Genomic DNA, 22,889 nt, shown 5'->3' with positions numbered 1-22,889 from the left:
TCAGGTGTGTCGTGACGGCCGGGAGGCGCGGGGCGGGCCCGCCACGAGCCTCCAGGCCGGTGGGTGGTGTCGTCTCAGGCCGTGGTCGCCGACGTGGCGTACGCCTGCTCGAGGAGCGCGCCGGTGAAGCGCGCGATCGCGCGCGGACCGGAGACCGGCGCGACCGCCTCGACGGCGGGGTTGTAGTTCGTGTTCGTGTTCACGTCGTAGACGACCGTGCGGCCGTCCGTGGTCTCCATGAACTCGACACCCGCGACCTGGATGCGCTGGTCGGCGAGGAACGTCCGGAGCTGCTGCACGAGCGGGTGGTGGGCCGTGACCTCGTCACGGATGCTGAAGGCGGCCGGTGCGCCCGGTGCCCCGGTGCCGGTCGTCTCGGCGCCGGGCACGTCGCAGACGGCGCCGGCGATGGCCTGGGGCACCTCGCACGCGTCGGCCGGGCAGAGCTCGAAGCTGCCGGCGCTCGTGTCGACACGGACCGCGTAGACGAACTCGCCGCCGACGAACTCGGCTCGGGTGATGAACGGCTCGCGGGCGGTCAGGAGCTCCTGGAGCAGCGTGATGCCGTCGACGGGGGCCTCGAACTCGGGGCTGTCGACGTACGCGTCGAACTCGGCGAGGGTGTCGAAACGGCGGACGCCGAGGCCCTTGCCGCCCTGGTTGTGCTTCGTGATGAACGGGACGTCCTGCCCGTCCGTGAAGGTCCGCGCGGCGTCCTGCAGGGCGGCCGACCCGAAGACCGCGGTCGTGCGGGGCACGTCGAAGCCGGCGTCCCGGAGGAGCCCGTGCTGGGCGACCTTCGACACCTCGAGCTCGAGCACGTGGCTGCCGTTCACGACCGTCGCACCGGAGCGCTCGAGCCAGCCGAGCAGCGCGCGGGCGTACTCCTTGCTGTGCTCGTTGCCGCGGGTGTGGCTCGACGCGGACATCCGCGACCAGTAGACGCCCGGAGCCGGCTCGGCGGTCAGGTCGATGCTGCCCAGGGCACCGCCGTCGGTGAGCAGGAGTTCCTCGACCGGCACCCCTTCTGCCGCGAAGGCAGCGGCGAACGGCGGGAACCACTCGGGGTTCTCGTGGATGACGTACACGCGCGGAGTTGTCACCGGGCCACCCTAGGCACGCTCCCCCTGGGGGTGCCAGGTGTGTGACGCGCCGTTGCGAACGCGGGACGAGCATGTGGAACATCAGTACGGTGCCCCGGTGCGACTCATCTTCATCGACGAATCCGCGAGGGACGACGCCTTCTACTTCTTCGGAGGTCTCGTCGCTGACGCCAGCGCCGTGCAGTCGATCGAGCAAGGGTTCGACGGGATCGGACGCCTGCTCGCTGCGAACGTGGCCGGCTTCGACGCGGCCACCGAGTTCCACGCGGTCGAGATGTTCCACGGTCGAGGGCGGTGGAAACGGGTACCCCTCGGGTGGAGGGTCAAGGCGTGCACACTCGCGGCCAAGGTCCTGTCTCGATCCACGGCATCCTTCGTCTTCCGGGGTGTCGACCTGTACGCTCACCGACGCCGGTACGGCTCGCGCGCGTTCCCCGCGCATCTCCTCACGCTCGCTCATCTACTCGAGTGTGTGCACGAACGGCTCGGATGGTTGGACCGGAACGATCAGCTCGGTCTCGTGCTGGCCGACGAACACCACTCTGCTGCAGGCGCGCGTCGGAGTCTCCGCAGCTTCAAGGTCGAGAGCGTTCCCGGGTACACGCGGAAACCGCTCACCCGGATAGCGGACACGATCTACTTCGGCCCCTCCCACGAGAGCAGGATGCTGCAGGCCGCTGATCTCGCCACCTTCTTCTTGAACCGGTCCCGCACGATCGAGGAGAAGGACCCACGCGCCGCCGATGCCGTTGCGAAGATCGTTGCTCTGGTGAAGGAGATCACCATCGTCGAGTACGTCTGGTCCCCCTGAGCGCGACGGCGCCGTCAGGGCGGGACAAGACACAACGCCCCGCGTCAGCGGGGCGTTGGCTGGGTGCGGGAGGCCGAAGCGTCCTGCCTGACCGAGGGTACCAGCGGCGAGTAGGGACCACAACGTTCCGGACCGCCGACGCGCCTGACGCCGGTGGAGGGAACCGACCGGAGGAGGATCGTCCCGTACGGCTGACACCGAGCAGTTCGAGCTCCTGCGCGGGGTCACCTCGTGCCGGAGCGCCGGGTGTGCGAGGGTGGAACGCATGTCCTACCCCGCGTACGAGGAGACCGTCCGTCCCGGCCGTGTGATGACCGTCGTGGGGTGGGCCGTGATCGCGACCGCCGTCGGGATCACGACGCTCGTGCTCGCGGTGCCGGCGGGGTGGCAGGACCAGCCGCCGTCGGCGTCGGACGTCGGCGTGCTGGTGGTCACCCTCGCCGTCACGGTCGCGCTCGGCATCGGGATGATGACCATGCGGATGACGGTGCGGGTCGACGAGGTGCTCGAGGTCCGTGTCCGCCCCTGGTGGTACCGGCGGCGCGTCGCCCCCGAGCAGATCACGTCGGCCGAGGTCGTGCACATGACGGGCGGCAACTCCGGCGGGCTCGGCATCCGGCTCGTCCCCGGCGGCACGGCGGTGCTGCTCGACGGCGGACCCGGCGTGCAGGTCGCGATCCGCGGGGCGCGGTCGCTGCGGTTCCGGTGCAACGACCCCGAAGCCGTCGTCGAGGCCCTGCGGGCACGGGGTGCGTCGGCGGACTGAGGATCAGCGCGCGACGCGGTCGGCGCCGAACTGCTGCGTGCCGACGACGCCGAGGAGCTCGAGCTTCTGCGCGTCCTCGCTCCCCGCGGGCGCGGTGAACAACAGGAGCGCCTGCGCCTGGTCGTCGGTGTGGAGCACCTGGCAGTCGACGGTGATCCGGCCGAGCTCGGGCTGCACGATGGTCTTGTCGTCCGACCAGCGGGTCGCGACCTCGTGGCGTTCCCAGAGCTCCCGGAACTGCGGGCTGCGGCGCTGCAGTTCGGCGACGAGCTCCGTCGCCCGACGGTCGCTCGGCCCCGCGAGCCCGACGGCCGCGCGGAGCGACGCGACCACCACCCGACCGAGTCGTTCGTGCTGTTCGGGCGCGTACTTCGCCTGCTCCGTCCCCGAGACGAACCAGCGCCACGCCTGGTAGCGCTCGTTGCCGGGCAGGTCGACGGATCCGCCGAGCAGTGCCCGAGCGAGCCGGTTCTCGACGAGCGTCTCACCGAGGTGGCTCACGACGATCGCCGGGGTGTCCTCGAGCCGGTCGAGCACACGCAGGATCGCGGGGTCCACGTGGTCCGCGCGGTGCATCCGGACCGGCGCCGTGTGCCCGGCGAGGTGGAACAGGTGGTCGCGTTCGTCGAGGCTGCACCGGAGGGCCCGGGCGATCGCCGCGACCATCTGCTCCGACGGCTGCGGGCCCCGCTGCTGCTCGAGCCGCGTGTAGTAGTCGACGCTCATCCCGGCGAGTGCGGCGACCTCCTCGCGACGGAGTCCGGGGGTCCGCCGACGGGGACCACTGCCGAGGCCGACGTCCTCGGGGCGCAGCAGCTCGCGGCGGCGGCGCAGGAAGTCGGCGAGCGCGGGGCGGTCCATGCCCCCATCGTGCCGTCTCGGCCGGAGCGGAGCCAGGGACCGCCGGTCCCCCGATGCCCGCGCCCTGGAGGAGCCCCGCGCGCAGGAGCATCGTGGTCGGCATGGACACCACGAACAGCACCGTCTTCATCTCCGGCGCGACCTCGGGCCTCGGGCTCGCCCTCGCGCAGCGCCTGCAGGCCGCCGGCAGCACCGTCGTCATCGGCGGCCGCCGCCAGGACCGCCTGGACGCCCTCGCCGCCGAGCACGGCTTCGGTACCGTCGCGATCGACGTCGCCGACGCGGACTCCATCGCGAGCGCGGCAGCGGACGTGACGGCCCGCTGGCCGGAGCTCGACACCGTCGTCACGATGTCGGGCATCATGCGCAACGAGGACCTGCGCGACCCCGGACACATCGACGACGCACTCGCGACCGTCCAGACCAACCTGGTCGGGACGATCCGGCTCATCGACGCCTTCCTGCCGCACCTGCTCTCCCGGCCGGCGGCGACGCTGATCACGGTGTCGTCCGGTCTGGCCTTCGTCCCGCTGACCGCGACCCCGACCTACAGCGCCACGAAGGCCGCGGTGCACTCGTACACGCAGGCGCTCCGGCAGCAGCTCGTCGGCAGCTCGGTGGCGGTGCTGGAGCTCGCCCCGCCGGCCGTGCAGACGGACCTGATGGGTGGCGCCGACTTCGGCGGGATGCCCCTCGACGTTTTCACGGACGAGGTGATGGGTCTGCTCGACTCCGGTGCCGCGCCGGAGATCCTCGTGCAGGACGTCCAGCCGCTGCGCTGGGCCGAGCGCGACGGGACGCACCAGCAGATCCTCGAGGCGATGGCCGGCCGCGGTCACTGAGCCACGCACCACGGGCGGATCAGCCCCGGGCGAGGAGACGTGTGCACGTCGACCGTCAGGCCGCGGTCGGGGTCGGGGCCGGTGCTGGTACCGGTGCCGGCGCCGGCGCCGACGCCGGCGGGAGCACGCTGCTCCGTCAGTCGACCTCGCCGGCGGCGCGCCGACGCCGGATCCGCGCGTCGAGACCCCGGTTCAACGCCCAGAGCCCCAGCACGATGGCGGTGACGAGGAGCGACTCGGCCAGCGTCCGGTCCAGCGGCCCACGGAGCACCCAGAAGGCACCCCCGGCCAGGACGGCGACCATCGCCAGGGTGCCGATGGAGCTCCTCGCAGCCCGCGGCTCGGCCCCGGTGGACGCCCCGTCCTCGTCCTCGTCCGCGAGCTGGTTGAACCAGAGTCCCCACGCCGCCAGGCCTGCTCCGAACAGGGCGGCTGCCCAGGCAGCATCGTCGCCGGCGTCACGGACGAGGGCGACGACGGCGACGACCACGACGAGTGCACCGCCCGCGAGGAAGAGGAGCGTGATCGCCAGGGCGAGGCGTGAGGTCCGAGCGTGCACGCGGTCAGCCCAGGGCTCCGTCGCCGACACGACGACCACCGGGCCGGAGCGGTGACACGACCGCCTGCCGTCAGGCGGCGGCGAGGACCGTCCGTCCGAGGCGCACGAAGTCGTCCGGCGACAGCGCCTCACCCCGAGCGGTCGGGTCGAGACCGGCCGCGGTCAGCAGCTCCGACGCACGGGCGCTGGAACCCAGGACCCCGGACAGGCTCTGCCGGAGCATCTTCCGGCGCTGCTGGAACGCCCCGTCGACGAGCTCGAAGACCTGCGCCCGCAGCGTCTCGTCCCCCGGGCGCTCACGACGGTCGAACCCGACGAGCACGCTGTCGACGTTCGGCACCGGCCAGAAGACCTGGCGGCTGATCTGCCCGGCGGTCGACCACGACCCGTACCAGGCGGCCTTGACGCTCGGCGCCCCGTAGACCTTGCTGCCCGGCCCGGCGGCGATGCGGTGGCCGACCTCGGCCTGCACCATGACGAGCACCCGCTCGATGGTCGGGAAGGTCGCGAGCAGGTGCAGCAGCACGGGGACGGAGACGTTGTACGGCAGGTTCGCCACGACGTGCGTCGGAGCCTCGGGCAGGTCGTCCGCAGTCACCGCGAGCGCGTCCTGGTGCACGACCCGCAGGCGCGCGTCCGGCTGCATCGCCGCGACGGTCGCGGGCAGCTGGGCTGCGAGCCGACCGTCGATCTCCACCGCCGTGACGGACGCGCCGGTCTCGGTCAGCCCGAGGGTCAGGGAGCCCAGCCCCGGTCCGATCTCGAGCACGCGGGAGTCCGGCGTGACCCGGCCGGCCGAGACGATGCGGCGCACGGTGTTGGCGTCGTGCACGAAGTTCTGGCCGAGCTTCTTCGTCGGGGTGACGTCGAGCTTGGCGGCGAGGTCCCGGATCTCCGCCGGGCCGAGCAGTGCGCCCACGACTACTGGTCCACCGTGACGGGCTCGGCGTCCCACGCACCGTAGACGAGCTCGGTCGTCGAGGCGATCTGCGCCGCGAGCATCGACGGGTCGGTACCGAGGGTCTCGGCCATCGACCGGAGCGTGAGCGGGATCAGGTACGGCGCGTTCGGCCGGCCGCGGTACGGCGTCGGCGTGAGGAACGGGGCGTCCGTCTCGATCATGACCAGGTGCCGCGGCGCGACCTGTAGGGCGTCTCGGAGCGACTGGGCGTTCTTGAACGTGACCGTGCCGGCGAAGGACATGTACCAGCCGCGCTCGGCGCAGAGCCGGGCGAGGTCGGGACCGCCGGAGAAGCAGTGGAAGACGGTCTTCTCGGGAGCGCCCACGCGGTCGAGCACCTCGACCACGGCCTCGTGCGCGTCACGGTCGTGGATCGTCAGCGCGAGGTCGTGCTCCTTCGCGATGCGGATGTGCTCCTCGAACGAGCGGACCTGTGCCGCGCGGCCGTCCTCGCCGGTGCGGAAGAAGTCGAGACCGGTCTCGCCGATCGCCCGGACGCGGGGCAGCGCCGCGAGCCGCTCGATGCCGGCGAGGTGCTCGTCGAGCAGCCCCTGCTCGTCGAGCACGGGCGCCTCGTTCGGGTGCAGCGCGACGGCGGCGAGCACGCGGGGCTCACGCGCGGCGATCTGCGCCGACCACTCCGACGTCGCCAGGTCGGTGCCGACCTGCACGACGCCGCGGACCCCGACGCTCGACGCACGGTCGAGGTGCTCGCGGTAGTCGAGCGGACCGTCGCCGCCCTCGCCGACGCCGTCGGCGATCTCCATGTGCGTGTGGTTGTCGTACACCGGCACCACGAGCGCCTGCGGCAGCGGTGGGTAGCTCAGGTCGCGCTTCGAGCCGCCGGACGCCCCCTCGCCACGCGCCCGGACGTGCGAGCCGTCCGCCGCGTCGGTCACGCTGCGCCCTGCTCGGGCTGCTGCTCGATGCGCGGGAACAGGCCGGACCCGAGCGGCACGACGGTTGCGGCGCCCTGCCACTCGTAGGCGCGGTCGACGCGCTGCTCGGTCACCGATCCGCCGGCACCGATCGACGCCCAGAGCTTCTCCGTCGCCTTCGGCATCACCGGGGACACGAGGACGTTCACGGTGCCGAGGCCGCGGAGGGCCGTCGCCAGGACGGTGCCGAGACGCTCGCGCGCCGACTCGTCCTTCGCCAGCGCCCAGGGCTCCTGCTCGGTGATGTACCCGTTCAGCGCGTTGACGAGCTCCCACACGGCGGCGATCGCCTCGTGCGGCGCGAAGCCCTCGACCGCGGCGTCCGCACGCTCGGTGACGGACACCGCGAGCGCGTCGATCGCCTCGTCCGACGGGGTCAGCTCGCCGCGCGAGGGCACGGCACCGTCGAAGTACTTCTGCAGCATCGCGACGAGACGCGAGGCGAGGTTGCCGAAGCCGTTGGCGAGGTCGGCCGAGTACCGGGCGGAGATGTCCTCCCAGCTGAAGTTGCCGTCCTGCCCGAAGGTGATGGCGCGGAGGAAGTAGTAGCGGAAGGCATCCGAGCCGAAGGTGTCGGTGATCTCCGACGGCGCGATGCCGGTGAGCTTCGACTTCGACATCTTCTCGCCGCCGACGAGCAGCCAGCCGTGACCGAACACGCGCTCCGGCACGGGAAGGCCCGCCGCCATGAGCATGGCGGGCCAGATCACCGCGTGGAAGCGGGCGATGTCCTTGCCCACGATGTGCACGCTCGGCCAGAGGCGCTGGAACGCCTCGTCGTCGTCCGACCCGTAGCCGAGGGCGGTGACGTAGTTGAGCAGGGCGTCGAACCACACGTAGAGCACGTGGTCGTGGTCCCAGGGGATCGTGATGCCCCAGTCGAAGCTCGAGCGCGAGATCGACAGGTCGCGCAGGCCCTGCTTCACGAAGGAGACGATCTCGTTGCGGACGCTCTCGGGCTGGATGAACTGTGGGTTCGACTCGTACAGGTCGAGCAGGCGCTGCTCGAAGTCGCTCATCCGGAAGAAGTAGTTGCGCTCGGCGAGGACCTCGACGGGGATCGAGTGGATCGCGCAGACCTGCTGGCCCTCGTACGGACCGGTGCCGGGCACGAGGTCGCTCGGCTGCTTGTACTCCTCGCACCCGACGCAGTAGAAGCCCTCGAACTCGCCGGCGTAGATGTAGCCGTCGTCGTACAGCTTCTGCAGGAACGCGGTCACGCCGCGCTCGTGCCGTTCGTCGGTCGTGCGGATGAAGTCGTCGTTCGCCACGTCGACCGTGTCGAGCAGCGGCTTCCACGCGTCGGTGACGAGCCGGTCGGCCCACTCCTTCGGGGACACGTCGTTCGCGCTGGCGGTCCGGAGGATCTTCTGGCCGTGCTCGTCGGTCCCCGTGAGCAGCCAGGCGTCGTCGCCCCGCTGCCGGTGCCACCGTGCCATGAAGTCCGCGGCGACCTCGGTGTAGGCGTGCCCGATGTGGGGCACGTCGTTCACGTAGAAGATCGGCGTGGTGATGCTGAACGAGGACCCGTCGGACATGCGGACCATCCTACGGGCGGGCCGGAGCCGCGTGACGCGCCCCGCGCGCCGCCTGTGGAGAACCGGACGGGAGGCGGGTGGCGGGCCCGCCCCGCGCCTCCAGACCGACGGTGGTCGGCCCTACCGCGCGGCGAGCGCGCCCTCGTACAGGTCGCGCTTCGACAGGCCGGTCGCGTCCGCGACCGCCGCGGCGGCCTCCTTCATGCGCGACCCGGCGGCGACCCGCTCGAGCACGAGCCGCACACCGTCCTCGATGCTCGTCACGTCGAGCGCGCCGGTCGAGCCCTCGACGACCACGCAGATCTCACCACGCACCCCGTCGGCTGCCCAGGCGGCGAGCGCGGCGAGCGAGTCGCGGCGGACCTCCTCGTGCAGCTTCGTGAGCTCGCGGCACACGACCGCGCGGCGGTCGTCCCCGAAGCCCGCGGCCATGTCGGCGAGCGTGTCGGGGAGCCGGTGCGGTGACTCGAAGAACACCATCGTCCGCTGCTCACCGGCCAGGGACGCGAAGAGACGACGGCGCTCCCCCGCCTTGCGGGTCGGGAAGCCCTCGAAGCTGAACCGGTCGGTCGGCAGGCCCGACACGGCGAGCGCCATGAGCACCGCGGACGGCCCGGGCAGGGCGGTGACGGTCACCCCGGCGGCCGCCGCGGCCTCCACGAGGGGGAAGCCCGGGTCGCTGATCGCGGGCATGCCCGCGTCGGTGAGGACCACCACGTCCTCGTCGCGGGCGAGCTCGACCACCTCGGCGGCCTTCGCGCGCTCGTTGTGCTCGTGGAGGGCGATCAGGCGCGGGCGGTTCTCGATGCCGAGCGCACGCATCAGGTGGATCGCGGTCCGGGTGTCCTCGGCGGCCACCACGCTCGCGTTCGAGAGGGTCTCGACGAGACGACGAGACGCGTCGCCGAGGTTGCCGATGGGCGTTGCTGCGAGGACGATCACCTCCCCATTCTGGTGCCAGGTCCGCCGTGGCGGCGATCCGTAGGATGCAGGCGATGACCAGCGAGCTGACCGACGACCGCACCGCCCTCGTCGACGGACCGGCCGGCTCCCGCCTCGACGACTGGTGGGGTCGGGTCCTCTCGACGTCGCGGCGGGTCGCCGTGTGGCGCTGGACGGGTCCGATCGCGGTGACGCTGCTGGCGGCCGTGCTCCGTCTGGTGGGACTCGGACACCCGCACTCGCTCGTGTTCGACGAGACGTACTACGTCAAGGACGGCTGGTCGATCGTGCACCTCGGCTACGAGGGCACCTGGCCGGCGAACTCCTCCGACGACGGCGCCCCGACGACCGACCAGCGCTTCGCGGACGGCGAGACCGACCTGTACTCGAGGGCGGCGGAGTTCATCGCGCACCCGCCGCTCGGGAAGTACCTGATCGGCCTCGGGATGCTGCTGTTCGGCGCCGACAGCTCGTTCGGGTGGCGGTTCACGGTCGCCGTGCTCGGCACCGCGACCGTGTCCCTGACCGCGGTCATCGCCCGCTCGCTGTTCCGCTCGACCGCGATCGGGACGCTCGCAGGCTTCCTGCTCGCGATCGACGGCCAGGCGATCGTGCTGTCGCGCGTGACGCTGCTCGACGGCATCCTGACCTTCTTCGTCGTGCTCGGCGCGGGTGCGCTGCTGCTCGACCGGCGGTGGACACAGCGGCGGCTCGACGACTGGGTCCGACGCCGGGCGGACGGCGGCGGTGACACGCTCTGGGGGCCGGTGCTGGTCTGGCGGCCATGGCTCGTCGCGATGGGCGTCGCCCTCGGTCTGGCGTCCGCGACGAAGTGGTCCGGCCTGTACTTCCTGGCGTTCTTCGCCCTGTACTCCGTGCTGAGCGACATGGTGATGCGCCGCCGGGCGGGCGTGACGTTCTGGTCCTCGAGCGCCTTCCTGCAGCAGGCGCCGGTGACGTTCCTGCTCACCGTGCCGGTCGCTGCCGTGACCTACCTGGCGTCCTGGACGGGGTGGTTCCGGACCTCCGGTGGGTGGGACCGGAACTGGATCGCCTCCGGCGGCGAGCGGTGGACGGGACTGCTCGCGTGGGTGCCGGACCCGTTCCAGAACTGGTGGCACTACCAGTCGGAGATCTACGGCTTCAACATCGGCCTGCACACCCCGCACTCGTACCAGGCGAACCCGCTGCTGTGGCTCGTCATGCAGCGCCCCACGTCGATGTACTACGTCGGGACGAACCACGGGCAGGACGGCTGCTGGGCGGACCGCTGCGGCGAGGCGATCACCGGCATCGCGAACCCGTTCGTCTGGTACGCCTCGGTGATCGCGGCGGTCGCGCTGCTCGTGCTCTTCGTGCTGCGGCGCCGGTGGGAGTACGGCTTCGTGCTCATCGGTGTCGCGGGCGGGTACCTGCCCTGGCTGCTGTACACCGACCGCACGGTGTTCCAGTTCTACACGGTGGCGTTCGAGCCGTTCCTCGTCATCGCCCTGGCTGCGGCGATCGGACTCGTCGCCGGCTCTCGGACCGACCCGCGGCCGCGGCGGACCCGGGCGTTGGTCTGGGTCGGCGTGTACCTCGGTGTCGTCGTGCTCGCGTCGGCCTACTGGTACCCGATGTGGACCGGCTTGCAGATGCCGTGGGACTTCGTCCGGTCGCACTACTGGTTGCCGAGCTGGCTGTAGCGGTGCTGCCGAGCTGGCTGTAGCGGTGCTGCCGAGCTGGCTGGAGCGGTGCTGCCGAGCTGGCTGGAGCGGTCCGGCCCTGGGGACGTGACCGCGCGGGACGCCGGTGACTGCCGACCCGCTGTCGGCACGGAGGCGCGGTGCCCGGCCGCCACGAGCCTCCCGCACGGCGCATACCGCGTCAGGCGACCGTCAGGGCTGGCCGTGCAGGGCGCGCTCGATGGCGGTGCGGTCGAGCGGGGCACCGACCATGGGGTCGGTGGTGCCGCCGGGCAGCACGCCCTCGAGCACGACCTCGGCGTAGCGGCGCCAGGCGTCGGGGTCGTGGGCGCGTGTGGCGTCCGCGACGGCGCCGACCATCGTCGTGAGCATCGGCAGGTCGGCGTAGCTGAACCCGGCCCGCACCACCCCGGACGCCGCCGCTCGCTCGATGATGGTCGCGACCTGGCGCTCGAGCCGGTCCCGCTCGTGCACGATCGACGGCCGCGCCTTCCCCGCGCGGACGATGGCGTCCGCCAGGGCACGGTCGCGCGCGCGGAACTCGAACACGCCCGTCAGGTAGACGCGGAGGGCCTCGCGCGGATCGGTCTCCTGCGCGGCTCGGGCGGCGGCGGCGTTCATCGCCTCGAACTTGGTGACGAGCAACGCCTCGATCAGGGCGTCCTTGTCGGCGAACCGGCGGTAGACGGTGCCGACGCCGACCCCGGCCTCGTGCGCGATGTCGTTCAACGTGACCGACAGGCCCCGCTCGGCGAAGCACCGGCGCGCGGTCTGCAGGATCAGCTCGCGGTTGCGCGCGGCGTCGGCGCGCAGGGGGCGCTCGAGGTCGTGCGCGGTGTCGGTGGTGCTCACGACGTTGACGGTAGTTGACGATTCTGGGAACAAACGGATGCGGTGGCTCCGTTTCGGTCTACACTCGACACAAACGGATGCACCACATCCGGTTCCACCTCCTCGCGAAGCGCTCGACGGCGCGTGCTCCGCCACCTCCACCCTTCTCCGAAGGAGGCTGCCGTGACGGCAGAACAGACCGTGCCGACCCCGACCGGGTCGGCACCGACGACGACCGGCCGTGCTGCCGGCACCACGACCGGCTCCGGCTCCGACAGGCCGAACCACCGCTGGATCGCGCTGGCGGTCATCGCCCTCGCCCAGCTCATGGTCGTGCTCGACGCGACCATCGTGAACATCGCCCTCCCCTCGGCGCAGGCCGACCTCGGCTTCGGCACCGACCAGCGGCAGTGGATCGTCACCGCGTACTCGCTCGCGTTCGGCTCCCTGCTCCTGCTCGGCGGTCGCCTCGGTGACCTGTTCGGCCGGAAGACCACCTTCATCGTCGGCCTGGTCGGGTTCGCCCTGGCCTCGGTGCTCGGCGGTCTCGCCGACTCGTTCGGCCTGCTCGTCGCCGCCCGCGCACTGCAGGGCGTCTTCGGTGCCCTGCTCGCCCCCTCGGCGCTCGGCATGCTCACCACGACCTTCCGCGATCCGAAGGAACGCGGCCGGGCGTTCGGCATCTTCGGGTCCATCGCCGGCTCGGGTGCGGCGATCGGCCTGCTGCTCGGCGGCGTGCTCACCGAGTACGCGTCCTGGCGCTGGTGCCTCTACGTGAACGTCGTGTTCGCGGTCCTCGGGGTCATCGGTGCGCTCGTGTTCATGGCGAAGCCGCCGAAGGTCGAGCGTCCCCGCATCGACGTGGCCGGTGTGCTGACGATCACCGCGGGTCTGGTCGGCATCGTCTACGGCTTCTCGAACGCCGAGTCGAACGGCTGGGACGCCCCGCTCACCATCGTCATGCTCGCCGCGGGCGTCCTGCTCGTCGCCGCGTTCGTGGTCATCGAGACCCGCGTCGCGCACCCGCTCCTGCCGCTGCGCGTCGTCCTCGACCGCGACCGCGGCGGTGCCTTCATCGCGATCGGCCTCGTGGCGATCGGCATGTTCGGCATCTTCCTGTTCCTGACGTACTACCTCGAGCAGACCCTCGGCTTCAGTTCGCTGCAGACCGGTCTGGCGTTCCTGCCGATGCCGCTGTCGATCATGGTGTCGGCGACGCAGATCGGCGGGCGGCTGCTCCCCCGCGTCGGCCCGAAGGTCCTGATCTTCGCGGGCGGACTCGTCGCGGCGACCGGGCTCCTGCTGCTGCTCCGCACCGACGTCGACAGCACCTACGCGGGCACCGTCCTGCCGGCGCTGATCGTCATCGGTCTCGGCATGGGCACGATCTTCTCGTCCGCAATGAACACCGCGACGACCGGTGTCGCACGGGCGGACGCCGGCGTGGCCTCGGCGACGGTCAACACGATGCAGCAGATCGGCGGCTCGATCGGCACTGCCCTGCTCTCGACGATCTTCGCCGACGTCGTGAAGGACAGCCTGTCGGGCCTCTCGGCAGCACCGACGAAGCTGCAGCAGGCCCAGGCGGTGATCGACGGGTACCACGTCGCCTTCGGCATCTCGGCCGGGGTGCTCGTGCTCGTCGCCCTCGCAGGCGGGCTGCTCATCAACCGGCAGTCGGTGCGACTCGCGAAGCTCGAGCGCGCGGCGTCCGCGACCACGGGCAGCATCCCGGCAGCGGCGCACTAGCCGCCCCGCTCCCCGAGCCGCTCCGCTCCGCGCCCGGTCCGCCCCCGGTCCGCCCTGCCCTGCTCTGCCCCCGCTCTGCGACATCCCACGCGTCGATCGACGCGTGGGATGTCGCGTCCCCGGGGCTTGCCGAAGGAACGACCGACCCCGGCCGTTCCGGTGCGCACGGATTCGGCACACCCCGTGGTCGGGACGGCGGCGTTGCGCACTGTGTCGGTCCTCCTGCGGCACATCAGTGGCCCCGGTTACCCTGAGCGCCATGGCCCCCGTCCTGACCTCGCCGCTCGTGTCGACGCAGTGGCTCGCCGACCACATCGGTGCCGACGATCTCGTCGTCCTCGATGCCTCGGTGCACACCACCGGGGTCGGCACGGCGATGCACTGGCAGGCCGCCCGCGACGCGTACGAGCAGCACGGGCACGTACCGGGCGCCCGGTACGCCGACCTGGTCGACGACTTCTCGACGCCCGACGCGGACGTGCCCTTCACCCGCCCGACGGCGGGGCGTTTCGAGTCCGCCGCGCGCGAGCTGGGCGTGACCAACGGCTCGACCGTGGTGGTCTACGACGACAGCGTCGGTGAGTGGGCGGCACGGCTCTGGTGGATCTTCCGCGCGTTCGGCTTCGACGACGTCGCGGTGCTCGACGGTGGGTTCACCAAGTGGCGGGACGAGGGACGGCCCGTCCGCGTCGGACCGCTCCGTGGCAGCACCCCGTCGCCGTCCGCCGAGCCGTTCCTGGCCGGCGAGGAACGCCCCGTGTGGGCCGACCACGACCGTGTCCTGCGCGCCGTCCGCGGCGAGGAGCCCGCGGCGGTCGTCCTGGCGGCTCCCCCGTCGGCGCTGGGATCCGACCACCCCGGCGTGGTCCCCGGCAGCACGGCGATCACCACGGACGACCTGGTCGACCCCGACACCAACACCCTCCGCCGCGGCCCGGCACTCGCCGAGGTGTTCGCGCCGGTGCTCGACGCCGACGAGATCGTGACGTACTGCGGCGTCGGCAGCGCGGCCTGCGTCGACGCGCTCGCCCTGACGGTGCTCGGGCACGACCAGGTGAGGGTCTACGACGGCTCGCTCGCCGAGTGGTGGCGCCTCGAGCCGGAGCTGCTCGCGTCCTGACGCCACAACGTCGGCCACGCCGACCGCGCTGGCCGGGCCGACCGGGCTGACCGGGCTGACCGGGCTGGCCGGGCTGGCCGGGCTGGCCGGGCGTCCGGGCCGTCCCCGCGGCACTAGCGTTGGCGCATGAGCACCAGACGCGCGGTCGTCCTCGGCGGTACCGGCGGGATCGGGTCGGCGGTGGTCCGAGACCTCCTCGACGTCTCCGGCCGCGGTGGCGACGACTGGCAGATCGACGTCGTGGCACGACACGGCGGTCCCGCAGCCGATGCGCTGACGGCGGCCGGCGCTTCCTTCGTGGCCGGTGACCGCCGCGACACGAGCGTGCTCCGCGAACTCCTGCGTCCCGGCGCCGACCTGCTCGTCGACACCGTGGGCGCGACCCGTGACGACGCCCTGCAGCTGCGACCGTTCCTCGACGACGTCGGCTCGACGGTGTTCGTGTCCTCGAAGGCGGTCTACGTCGACGACCGAGGGCGGCACGCGAACTCGGTCGGACGGCCGGTGTTCGGCGGCGCGGTCACGGAGCTCCAGCCGACCGTCGTCGCGGGCGACGGCGACCCGACCTCGCGCGAGGGCTACGGCGCCGCGAAGGTCGCCGCCGAACAGGTCCTGCTCGACCACGGCGCTCCCGTCACCGTGCTGCGCCCCTCGAAGGTGTACGGCGTCGGGATCGGCCGCCCCCGGGAGTGGTTCGTGGTGCGTCGCGCGCTCGACGGCCGGGAGCGGATCCTGCTCGCGGACCACGGACGGGGCGTCGACCACACGACGGCGGCGAGTGGGATCGCGTCACTCGTGCGCCTCGTCGCCGACGCTCCGGACCGCCGGATCCTCAACGTGGCCGACGAGACCGCGCCCGACGTGCTGGAGATCGTGCGGACCGTGGCCGGACTCGTCGACCACCGCTTCGACGAGGTCCTGCTCGACGAGGACGCCCCCGCCTTCGTCGGGACGACCCCGTGGAGCTCGCCGTCGCCGTTCGTCCTCGACACGACGGCGGCACGGGCGCTCGGCTGGCAGCCCCCGCGGTACGCCGACGCGGTGCGGCCCGAGGTCGACTGGCTGCTCGAGACCGCGCACGCCGTGCCGGCCGGCGGCGACGTCCCCTGGGCGGAGGACCCGTTCTGGGAGCGGATGTTCGACTACGGCCCGGAGGACGCCGCCCTCGTGCTGCTCTCGCTCGGCAGGGGCTGAGCCGGTGCCCCGCTCGGAGGTCCTGTTCGTCGGCGGGCGTTCGGGCGTCGGCAAGTCGACCGCGGCCGAGGCGCTCCACGACCTGCTGGTGGCTGCCGACGTCCCGCACGCGGTCATCGAGGGCGACCTCCTGGACCTCGCGCACCCGGCTCCGCACGTGGCGCACCCCGCCGTCCGGCTCGCCGAGCGGAACCTGCGCGCGATGTGGGCGGCGTACCGCGAGCTCGGGCACCACCGGCTCGTCTTCACGAACACCGTGTCCGTGCTCGAGCACGAGCGGCTCGCCGCCGCGATGGGCGACGACCCGCTCGTCACCGCGGTCCTGCTCCGCGCCTCCGACGCCACCACCGCCGCGCGTCTGGCCCGGCGGGCGGGCGGCACGGTCCCGCATGCGCAGCTCGCCCACAGCACGGCGACGGCCGGGAGACTCGACTCGGCCGTCGCGGACACGGTCGCCCGGGTGGACACCGACGGCAGGTCCCCGCTCGTGATCGCGCGACGGCTCGCGTCGCTCACGGGTTGGCTGCCCGGCTGACCGCCGGCCCGGGCACGGTGTCCCGGACTCCACGGCCTGCGCCTGTGGACGAGCGACCTGTCCACCGGCCACCGGATCGTCAGCACCGTCCAGCGCCCGCGGGGCAGGCTGGACGCATGAACGACAACCGGCTCGGAACGTCCGTCAGCCCGTACCTCCGTCTGCACGCCGACAACCCGGTGGACTGGCGGGAGTGGGGACCCGACGCGTTCGCCGAGGCACGGGAGCGCGACGTCCCGGTGCTCGTCTCGGTCGGGTACGCCACGTGCCACTGGTGTCACGTGATGGCGCGCGAGAGCTTCTCCGACCCCGAGATCGGCGAGCTGCTCCGTCGCGACTTCGTCGCCGTCAAGGTCGACCGAGAAGAGCGGCCCGACGTGGACGCCAGCCTCATGGCCTCCGCGAGCGCCTTCACGCAGCAGCTCGGGTGGCCGCTGACCGCGTTCGCGACGCCCGAGGGGCGGGTGTTCTTCGCGGGGACCTACTACCCGCCGACCCCGGTCGGCCAGGTCGGGTCGTTCCGCCAGGTCCTCACGGCGGTGCTCGATGCCTGGACCCAGCGGCGGCACGAGGTGGACGCGAACGCGAGCGCGATCGCCGCGGCGATCGCGCAGGGGGCGCAGGCCGACGCCACCGCCCAGGGTGGCGAGCGGTCCGACGCAGACACGCCGCGCCTCCCGTCCGTCGACGCGATCCGCTCCGTGACCGCGCAGCTCGTCTCGGCGGAGGACACCACGTACGGCGGCTTCGGCGGTGCGCCGAAGTTCCCGAGCGCGCCGCTCCTCGAGTTCCTCTCCGACGTCGCGGCCGACGGTGACGCCGCCGCACGCGGGTTGCTCGAGCGGAGCCTCCGGGCGATCCGGACGACCGAGCTGACGGACGCAGACGGCGGCGTGTTCCGGTACGCGACCAAGCGCGACTGGAGCGTGCCGCACTACGAACGGATGCTCTACGACAACGCGGGGCTGCTCGCGATCGCCGGGGCCGAGCAGGCACGGGGCATCGCCGACTTCCTGCGCGACACGCTGCGACGGCCCGACGGCGCGTTCGTCGCGGCGCAGGACAGCGAGTCCACCATCGACGGGCGACGCGTCGAGGGCGACTGGTACCGGCTGCCACTCGACGAGCGCGGGCGGTTCGACGCACCACCCCTCGACGACCAGGTGCTGACGGGGTGGAACGGCCTCGCGATCCGCGGGCTCGCGCGTGCTGCGGCCCGGAGCGGTGACGACGAGTGCACCGCCCTCGCGCAGGGTGCTGCCGACGCGGTCCTGGCCGCCCACGTGGGCGACGGGCACGTGGTGGTCCGGTCGAGCACCGCCCACGGCACGTCCGCGGCGCCTCCCACGATCGAGGACGTCGGACTGCTCGCCGAGGGGCTGCTCGAACTCGCGCTGCTCAGCGGCGAGCTCCGGTACGCCGAGACGGCACGCGCGCTCGTCGACGACGGCCTCGCCGGTCGCTTCGAGGCTGATCCGGTCCTGCGGGCAGCCGGAACGACGACGGGTGAGCAGCCGCAGACGGCACTGCGGTCCGGCACCGTCGCACTGGCTGCGACCGCGGCGACACTGGCCGCACTCACCGGTGACCGGGCACTCCGGGACGCCGCGACGCGGCTCGTTGCCGACCGTGCACGCACCGGTACCGAGCGGCCGCTCGGCCACGCCGACGCCCTCGGGGTCGCGCTCGCCCTGCAGCGTCCCTCGCGTGAGGTCGTCGTCGTGTCCGGGCACGACGACCCGATGCGGCGGACCGGCCTCGCCGCCCGCCGGCCGGGCACCGTGGTCGCGACCGTGACCCCGGACCAGGCACGGGCGTGGGCCGCCGCCGGGTTCTCGCTGTTCGCCGAGCGGGACAGCGCAGCACCAGCCGCCTACGTCTGCCACGACCACGTCTGTGCGTTGCCGGCCCGGAGCGACGCCGCGCTCGCCGAGCAGCTCCGCTGACGACAGCCGCCGCACGGACCGTTATCCTGGAATGCTCATGTCTGCCACGCCCGTCATCACGTACCCGCCCGAACTGCCGGTGTCGCAGCGGCGGGACGACATCGCCGCCGCGATCCGTGACCACCAGGTCGTCATCGTCGCCGGTGCCACGGGCTCGGGCAAGACGACGCAGCTGCCGAAGATCTGCCTGGAGCTCGGCCGCGAGTCGATCGGGCACACCCAGCCCCGCCGGATCGCCGCCCGCACCATCGCCGAGCGCGTGTCGGAGGAGCTCGGCAGCGAACTGGGCGACCTGGTCGGCTACCAGGTGCGGTTCACCGACAAGGTGAGCGGCAACACCCGGATCAAGCTCATGACCGACGGGATCCTCCTCAACGAGATCCACTTCGACCGTGACCTGGAGCGCTACGACACGATCATCATCGACGAGGCCCACGAGCGCTCGCTGACGATCGACTTCCTGCTCGGGTACCTGAAGCGGCTGCTCCCCCGGCGCCCCGACCTCAAGGTCATCATCACGAGTGCGACGATCGACCCGGAGTCGTTCTCGCAGCACTTCGGCGGCGCACCGATCATCGAGGTGTCCGGCCGGACGTACCCGGTCGAGATCCGCTACCGGCCGCTCGTCGCCGACGACGCGGCGGACGGTGACACCGGTGCGGACGAGGGCGACGACACCGACCCGCGGACCGACGACAGCGGTGGCCGCGGTGGGAGCGCGGACGACCGCGACGTGCTCCAGGGCATCACCGACGCGCTCGACGAACTCGCGCGCGAGGACCCGGGCGACGTCCTCGTGTTCCTGTCGGGCGAGAACGAGATCCGCGACGCGCAGGAGGCGATCGAGGGCAAGCGCTACCCGGGCACCGAGGTCCTGCCGCTCTACGGCCGACTCTCCGCCGCCGACCAGCACCGCGTGTTCGAGCGCCGAACCACCCCGGGTGTCCGTCGCCGCGTCGTCCTCGCCACGAACGTGGCGGAGACCTCCCTGACGGTGCCGGGCATCAAGTACGTGATCGACACCGGTACCGCCCGCATCTCCCGGTACTCCCCGCGGGCGAAGGTGCAGCGGCTGCCGATCGAGGCGATCAGCCAGGCGAGCGCGAACCAGCGCTCCGGACGCGCGGGTCGCACCAGCGCGGGCATCGCGGTCCGGCTCTACTCCGAGGACGACTTCACGCGCCGTCCGGAGTTCACCGACCCCGAGATCCTCCGCACGAACCTCGCGGCGGTCATCCTGCAGATGATCTCCCTCGGCTTCGGCGACATCGAACGCTTCCCGTTCCTGCAGCCGCCGGACTCCCGGGGCGTCAAGGACGGCCTCGACCTGCTGCGGGAGCTCCGCGCGGTCGACCGCGACGGCCGGATCACCAGGTCGGGCCGACAGCTCACCCGGTTGCCGATCGACCCGCGGCTCGGCCGGATGGTGCTCGAGGCCGGTCGCCAGGGCGTCGGGCGCGAGGTCATCGCGATCGTCAGCGCCCTGAGCATCCAGGACCCACGTGAACGACCGCTCGAGAAGCGTGCCCACGCCGACCAGCTGCACGCCCGGTTCGCCGACCCGACGAGCGACTTCCTCACCCTGCTCAACCTCTGGAACCACATCGAGGACAAGCAGGAGGAGCTGTCGTCGAGCGCGTTCCGCCGCCTGTGCAAGGCCGAGTTCCTCAACTACTTGCGGATCCGCGAGTGGCAGGACCTGTACCGGCAGCTGTCCCGCGCCGCGAAGCAGGTCGACGTGCGGGTGGGCCAGTCGCGCTCCGAGGACGGCGACGCGGTGCACCGTTCGCTGCTCGCCGGGCTCCTCAGCCAGATCGGGCTGCGGGACAAGGAGAAGCGCGACTACCTCGGCGCGCGCAACGTCCGGTTCGTGGTGTTCCCGGGCAGCGTCCTGGCGAAGAAGCAGCCCGACGCCGTGATGGCCGCCGAGCTCGTCGAGACGAGTCGGCTGTTCGCCCGGACCGTCGGCCGGATCGACCCCGCGTGGGTCGAGCCGCTCGCCGGTGACCTGCTCAAGCGCACCTACGGCGAGCCGCACTGGGAGAAGAAGCAGGGTGCGGTCGTCGCGTACGAGCGCGTGACGCTGTTCGGTGTCCCGATCGTGCAGCGTCGCCGCGTGCAGTACGGGCGCGTCGACCCCGAGCACTCGCGCGAGCTGTTCATCCGCCACGCCCTGGTCGAGGGCGAGTGGGACGCGCAGCAGGCCTTCGACCGCGCGAACCGGAAGCTCCGTCGCGAGCTCGAGCAGCTCGAGGAGCGCACCCGCCGTCGCGACATCCTGTTCGACGACGAGCGTGTGTACGAGTTCTACGACGCACGGATCCCTGCGGACGTCGCCACCACCCGCGACTTCGAGGGGTGGTGGCGGACGACCCGTCGCGAGCAGCCGGACCTGCTCACGATGCGGCGGCAGGACCTGCTCGACGAGGACGCCGCCGAGGCCGCCCAGGACGAGCAGGAGTACCCGACGCAGTGGCGTTCCGGTGACCAGCGCCTGGCGATCAAGTACCGCTTCGAGCCGGGCGCGCAGGACGACGGCGTCAGCGTGCAGGTGCCGCTCGCGCTGCTCCCCCGCATGCGCGAGGAGGGCTTCGACTGGCAGGTCCGTGGCCTGCGGAAGGAACTCGTCACCGCACTCATCAAGTCGCTGCCGAAGCAGATCCGGAAGAACGTCGTCCCCGCTGCCGACTGGGCCGAGAAGATCGTCGCCGAACTGCCCGACGACGCTCCGACCGAGCCGACGGAGTCCTTCCGCGCGACCCTCGCCGCGGCGATCCAACGGATGACGTACGTGCCGGTGACCGAGGCCGACTTCGACCTGTCCCGGGTGCCGGCGCACCTGCTGCCCACCTGGGCGGTCGTCGACGAGCGCGGCCGTCGGGTCGAGTCCGGCAAGGACCTCGCGGCCCTCCAGACGAAGCTGAAGGACCGGACGCAGCAGAGCGTCGCCTCCGCGACGGCGAGGGCAGCGGCCCGGCCGGGAGGCGCGGCGCGCGTCGCCGGGGCCTCCTCCGGCACGCAGGTGGAACGCTCCGGCCTCACCGCCTGGCCGTCCGACGACCTGCCGCAGGTCCTCGACACGAAGCAGGCCGGTGGCGTGATCCGTGCCTACCCGTCGCTGGTCGAGGAGGGCGACGGTCCGAAGGCGACGGTCGGTGTCCGCCTCCTGGCGACGCCCGGTGACCGCGCTGTGCGCATGCCCGCCGGCGTCCGTCGGCTCGTCATGCACGCCGTGCCCTCGCCGGTGTCGTACGTGCAGTCGCACCTCACGGCGCAGGAGAAGCTCGCGCTGGCCGCGAGCCCGTACGCGTCGACCGCGGCGCTGTTCGACGACGTGCTGGCCGCCGTCGTGGACGCGGGCATCCGACGCACCCACCCCGACGGCCTGGTCTTCACGAAGGCCGACTTCGAGGCGGTCCGCGATGCCGTGTCCGCCACCGTCGTCGACACGATGTTCACCGCCGTGTCCGAGGTCGCCGCCGTGCTCACCGCGCAGCGGGCGGCCGACAAGGCGATGAAGCAGGCGAACTCGATGGCGCTCCTGCCGGCGCTCACCGACATGCGCCAGCAGGTGGAGCGCCTGGTCTTCCCGGGCTTCGTCGCCGTCGCCGGGCTCGACCGGCTCCGGCGGATCCGGGTGTACCTGCGGGGTGTCGAGGCCCGCGTGCAGAAGCTCCTGCAGAACCCCGGACGTGACGCCACGTGGATGCGTGAGGTCACGGTCGCCACCGACCGCTACACCGACGCCGGTGGCGTGTTCCCGCCGTCGGTCGGTGCGCATCCCGAGCTCGTGCACGCACGGTGGATGCTCGAGGAGTTCCGCCTGAGCCTGTTCGCCCAGGAGCTCGGCACCGCCGAGACGGTCTCGCTGCAGCGGATCACGAAGACCCTGGCCGCCGCCCGCTGACGGGGCTCAGCCGAGGTCGGCGGCTCCGGTGGCCGGATCCTCGACGGAGGGCCCCTCGACGGCCAGCCCCTCGACCACGGTGACGTTCGGCAGCGCCGCCAGGGTCCGCCCGGGCAGGAACACCTTCGCCCCGCGGAGCCCGGCACCCACGACGACCTCCGGAGCACCGAGCACGCGGGCATCGACGTACACCGGCCAGTCCGCTGGCAACCCGATCGGGGTGATCCCGCCGTACTCCATGCCGGTCAGCTCGACCGCCTGGTCCATCGGCGCGAAGCTCGCCTTGCGGACGTCCAGCAGCTTCTTCACGACCCGGTTCACGTCGAGCTTCGTCGACGCGAGCACCACGCACGCCGCGTGGCGGACCTCGTCGCCGCGCTTCCCCACGACGACGATGCAGTTCGCGCCGCCCTCGAGCGGGTAGCCGTACGCCTCGGAGAAGGCTGCGGTGTCGGCAAGGGCCGGGTCGATCGGCGCCGCCTGGATCGTCGACAGCAGGTCGCTCGGCAGTGCGACGAGCGCCTGGGCGACGGGGATCGCGAGGAACCCGGTGGCGACGAGGGCAGGGGAACGGTCGAGCGTCGGCATGCCCCGAGCCTAG

The 22,889-nt window shown here is 72.3% G+C and carries 19 protein-coding genes; 10 read left to right on the top strand and 9 right to left on the bottom strand.

Annotation, left to right across the window (positions count from 1 at the left end; all coding sequences use genetic code 11):
- Positions 1-74 precede the first annotated feature (74 nt).
- Positions 75-1,103 (bottom strand): RimK family alpha-L-glutamate ligase, encoded by a 1,029-nt coding sequence (locus ACH0A8_RS14635; protein WP_271826672.1) that lies wholly within the window; start codon positions 1,101-1,103, stop codon positions 75-77.
- A 97-nt stretch (positions 1,104-1,200) separates the two neighbouring features.
- On the opposite strand from ACH0A8_RS14635, the gene ACH0A8_RS14630 reads away from it, so the two are divergent.
- The gene (locus ACH0A8_RS14630; protein WP_400429812.1) at positions 1,201-1,914 is read left to right on the top strand and encodes a DUF3800 domain-containing protein; all 714 of its coding nucleotides are present in this window, start codon (positions 1,201-1,203) and stop codon (positions 1,912-1,914) included.
- A 265-nt stretch (positions 1,915-2,179) separates the two neighbouring features.
- Positions 2,180-2,680 carry a hypothetical protein gene (locus ACH0A8_RS14625; RefSeq protein ID WP_406907441.1) on the top strand — a complete coding sequence of 167 codons (501 nt, stop codon included), beginning with the start codon at positions 2,180-2,182 and terminating at the stop codon, positions 2,678-2,680.
- 3 nt (positions 2,681-2,683) lie between these two features.
- Here the strand turns inward: ACH0A8_RS14625 and ACH0A8_RS14620 are convergent, their stop codons facing one another.
- The gene (locus ACH0A8_RS14620) at positions 2,684-3,541 is read right to left on the bottom strand and encodes a helix-turn-helix transcriptional regulator (RefSeq protein WP_209685564.1); all 858 of its coding nucleotides are present in this window, start codon (positions 3,539-3,541) and stop codon (positions 2,684-2,686) included.
- Positions 3,542-3,642: 101 nt separating this feature from the next.
- Here ACH0A8_RS14620 and ACH0A8_RS14615 point away from each other — a divergent pair, with 101 nt between their 5' ends.
- Positions 3,643-4,383: an SDR family oxidoreductase gene (locus ACH0A8_RS14615; protein ID WP_406907440.1), complete on the top strand. Its 741-nt coding sequence runs from the start codon at positions 3,643-3,645 to the stop codon at positions 4,381-4,383.
- A gap of 136 nt (positions 4,384-4,519) precedes the next feature.
- Here ACH0A8_RS14615 and ACH0A8_RS14610 read toward each other — a convergent pair whose 3' ends face one another.
- The 5 genes from ACH0A8_RS14610 to rsmI form a co-directional block, all read right to left on the bottom strand.
- Entirely contained in the window at positions 4,520-4,942 is a 423-nt protein-coding gene (locus ACH0A8_RS14610) for a hypothetical protein (protein ID WP_406907439.1), read from the bottom strand.
- Positions 4,943-5,012: 70 nt separating this feature from the next.
- Positions 5,013-5,861, bottom strand: a complete 849-nt coding sequence (gene rsmA, locus ACH0A8_RS14605; protein ID WP_406907438.1) for a 16S rRNA (adenine(1518)-N(6)/adenine(1519)-N(6))-dimethyltransferase RsmA — start codon at positions 5,859-5,861, stop codon at positions 5,013-5,015.
- 2 nt (positions 5,862-5,863) lie between these two features.
- The gene (locus tag ACH0A8_RS14600; protein WP_066655919.1) at positions 5,864-6,802 is read right to left on the bottom strand and encodes a TatD family hydrolase; all 939 of its coding nucleotides are present in this window, start codon (positions 6,800-6,802) and stop codon (positions 5,864-5,866) included.
- A complete protein-coding gene (metG, locus tag ACH0A8_RS14595) occupies positions 6,799-8,379 on the bottom strand; it encodes a methionine--tRNA ligase (RefSeq protein ID WP_406907437.1) in 1,581 nt (526 codons plus the stop codon). Before metG ends, ACH0A8_RS14600 begins: the two co-directional genes overlap by 4 nt.
- Before the next feature lie 120 nt (positions 8,380-8,499).
- Positions 8,500-9,321 carry a 16S rRNA (cytidine(1402)-2'-O)-methyltransferase gene (gene rsmI, locus ACH0A8_RS14590; protein WP_066655921.1) on the bottom strand — a complete coding sequence of 274 codons (822 nt, stop codon included), beginning with the start codon at positions 9,319-9,321 and terminating at the stop codon, positions 8,500-8,502.
- Between the two features lie 53 nt (positions 9,322-9,374).
- On the opposite strand from rsmI, the gene ACH0A8_RS14585 reads away from it, so the two are divergent.
- On the top strand, positions 9,375-11,006 hold the full coding sequence (locus ACH0A8_RS14585; protein WP_406907436.1) for a dolichyl-phosphate-mannose--protein mannosyltransferase: 1,632 nt from the start codon (positions 9,375-9,377) through the stop codon (positions 11,004-11,006).
- A gap of 192 nt (positions 11,007-11,198) precedes the next feature.
- On the opposite strand, the gene ACH0A8_RS14580 is transcribed toward ACH0A8_RS14585, so the two are convergent.
- A complete protein-coding gene (locus ACH0A8_RS14580) occupies positions 11,199-11,858 on the bottom strand; it encodes a TetR/AcrR family transcriptional regulator (protein WP_406907435.1) in 660 nt (219 codons plus the stop codon).
- Positions 11,859-12,020: 162 nt separating this feature from the next.
- Here ACH0A8_RS14580 and ACH0A8_RS14575 point away from each other — a divergent pair, with 162 nt between their 5' ends.
- From ACH0A8_RS14575 to hrpA, 6 genes are all read left to right on the top strand, one after another.
- Positions 12,021-13,586: an MFS transporter gene (locus ACH0A8_RS14575; protein ID WP_251160401.1), complete on the top strand. Its 1,566-nt coding sequence runs from the start codon at positions 12,021-12,023 to the stop codon at positions 13,584-13,586.
- Positions 13,587-13,845: 259 nt separating this feature from the next.
- The gene (locus ACH0A8_RS14570; RefSeq protein WP_406907434.1) at positions 13,846-14,706 is read left to right on the top strand and encodes a sulfurtransferase; all 861 of its coding nucleotides are present in this window, start codon (positions 13,846-13,848) and stop codon (positions 14,704-14,706) included.
- A 126-nt stretch (positions 14,707-14,832) separates the two neighbouring features.
- Positions 14,833-15,900 (top strand): NAD(P)-dependent oxidoreductase, encoded by a 1,068-nt coding sequence (locus tag ACH0A8_RS14565; RefSeq protein WP_251154464.1) that lies wholly within the window; start codon positions 14,833-14,835, stop codon positions 15,898-15,900.
- A 4-nt stretch (positions 15,901-15,904) separates the two neighbouring features.
- Positions 15,905-16,435, top strand: a complete 531-nt coding sequence (locus tag ACH0A8_RS14560) for an AAA family ATPase (RefSeq protein ID WP_326496904.1) — start codon at positions 15,905-15,907, stop codon at positions 16,433-16,435.
- Between the two features lie 116 nt (positions 16,436-16,551).
- Positions 16,552-18,381, top strand: coding sequence for a thioredoxin domain-containing protein (locus ACH0A8_RS14555; protein ID WP_406907433.1), 1,830 nt, complete (start codon positions 16,552-16,554; stop codon positions 18,379-18,381).
- 37 nt (positions 18,382-18,418) lie between these two features.
- Positions 18,419-22,288 (top strand): ATP-dependent RNA helicase HrpA, encoded by a 3,870-nt coding sequence (gene hrpA / locus ACH0A8_RS14550; protein ID WP_406907432.1) that lies wholly within the window; start codon positions 18,419-18,421, stop codon positions 22,286-22,288.
- Between the two features lie 6 nt (positions 22,289-22,294).
- Here the strand turns inward: hrpA and ACH0A8_RS14545 are convergent, their stop codons facing one another.
- Complete coding sequence (locus ACH0A8_RS14545) at positions 22,295-22,876, bottom strand: YbaK/EbsC family protein (RefSeq protein ID WP_066655935.1); 582 nt, start codon at positions 22,874-22,876, stop codon at positions 22,295-22,297.
- Positions 22,877-22,889 lie beyond the last annotated feature (13 nt).

Source organism: Curtobacterium sp. 179-B 9B NHS, from assembly GCF_045370965.1.
GTDB lineage: Bacteria > Actinomycetota > Actinomycetes > Actinomycetales > Microbacteriaceae > Curtobacterium.
The sequence above is the reverse complement of the archived record's forward strand: the minus strand, read 5'-3'. Positions and strand labels throughout refer to the sequence as shown.

What these genes read in the sequence shown, in the direction of transcription:
- ACH0A8_RS14625 (WP_406907441.1), top strand. Translation starts at nt 2,180, where the DNA reads ATGTCCTACCCCGCGTACGAGGAGACCGTCCGTCCCGGCCGTGTGATG.
- ACH0A8_RS14620 (WP_209685564.1), bottom strand. Translation starts at nt 3,541, where the DNA reads ATGGACCGCCCCGCGCTCGCCGACTTCCTGCGCCGCCGCCGCGAGCTG.
- ACH0A8_RS14615 (WP_406907440.1), top strand. Translation starts at nt 3,643, where the DNA reads ATGGACACCACGAACAGCACCGTCTTCATCTCCGGCGCGACCTCGGGC.
- metG (WP_406907437.1), bottom strand. Translation starts at nt 8,379, where the DNA reads ATGTCCGACGGGTCCTCGTTCAGCATCACCACGCCGATCTTCTACGTG.
- ACH0A8_RS14585 (WP_406907436.1), top strand. Translation starts at nt 9,375, where the DNA reads ATGACCAGCGAGCTGACCGACGACCGCACCGCCCTCGTCGACGGACCG.
- ACH0A8_RS14570 (WP_406907434.1), top strand. Translation starts at nt 13,846, where the DNA reads ATGGCCCCCGTCCTGACCTCGCCGCTCGTGTCGACGCAGTGGCTCGCC.
- ACH0A8_RS14565 (WP_251154464.1), top strand. Translation starts at nt 14,833, where the DNA reads ATGAGCACCAGACGCGCGGTCGTCCTCGGCGGTACCGGCGGGATCGGG.
- ACH0A8_RS14555 (WP_406907433.1), top strand. Translation starts at nt 16,552, where the DNA reads ATGAACGACAACCGGCTCGGAACGTCCGTCAGCCCGTACCTCCGTCTG.
- hrpA (WP_406907432.1), top strand. Translation starts at nt 18,419, where the DNA reads ATGTCTGCCACGCCCGTCATCACGTACCCGCCCGAACTGCCGGTGTCG.
- ACH0A8_RS14545 (WP_066655935.1), bottom strand. Translation starts at nt 22,876, where the DNA reads ATGCCGACGCTCGACCGTTCCCCTGCCCTCGTCGCCACCGGGTTCCTC.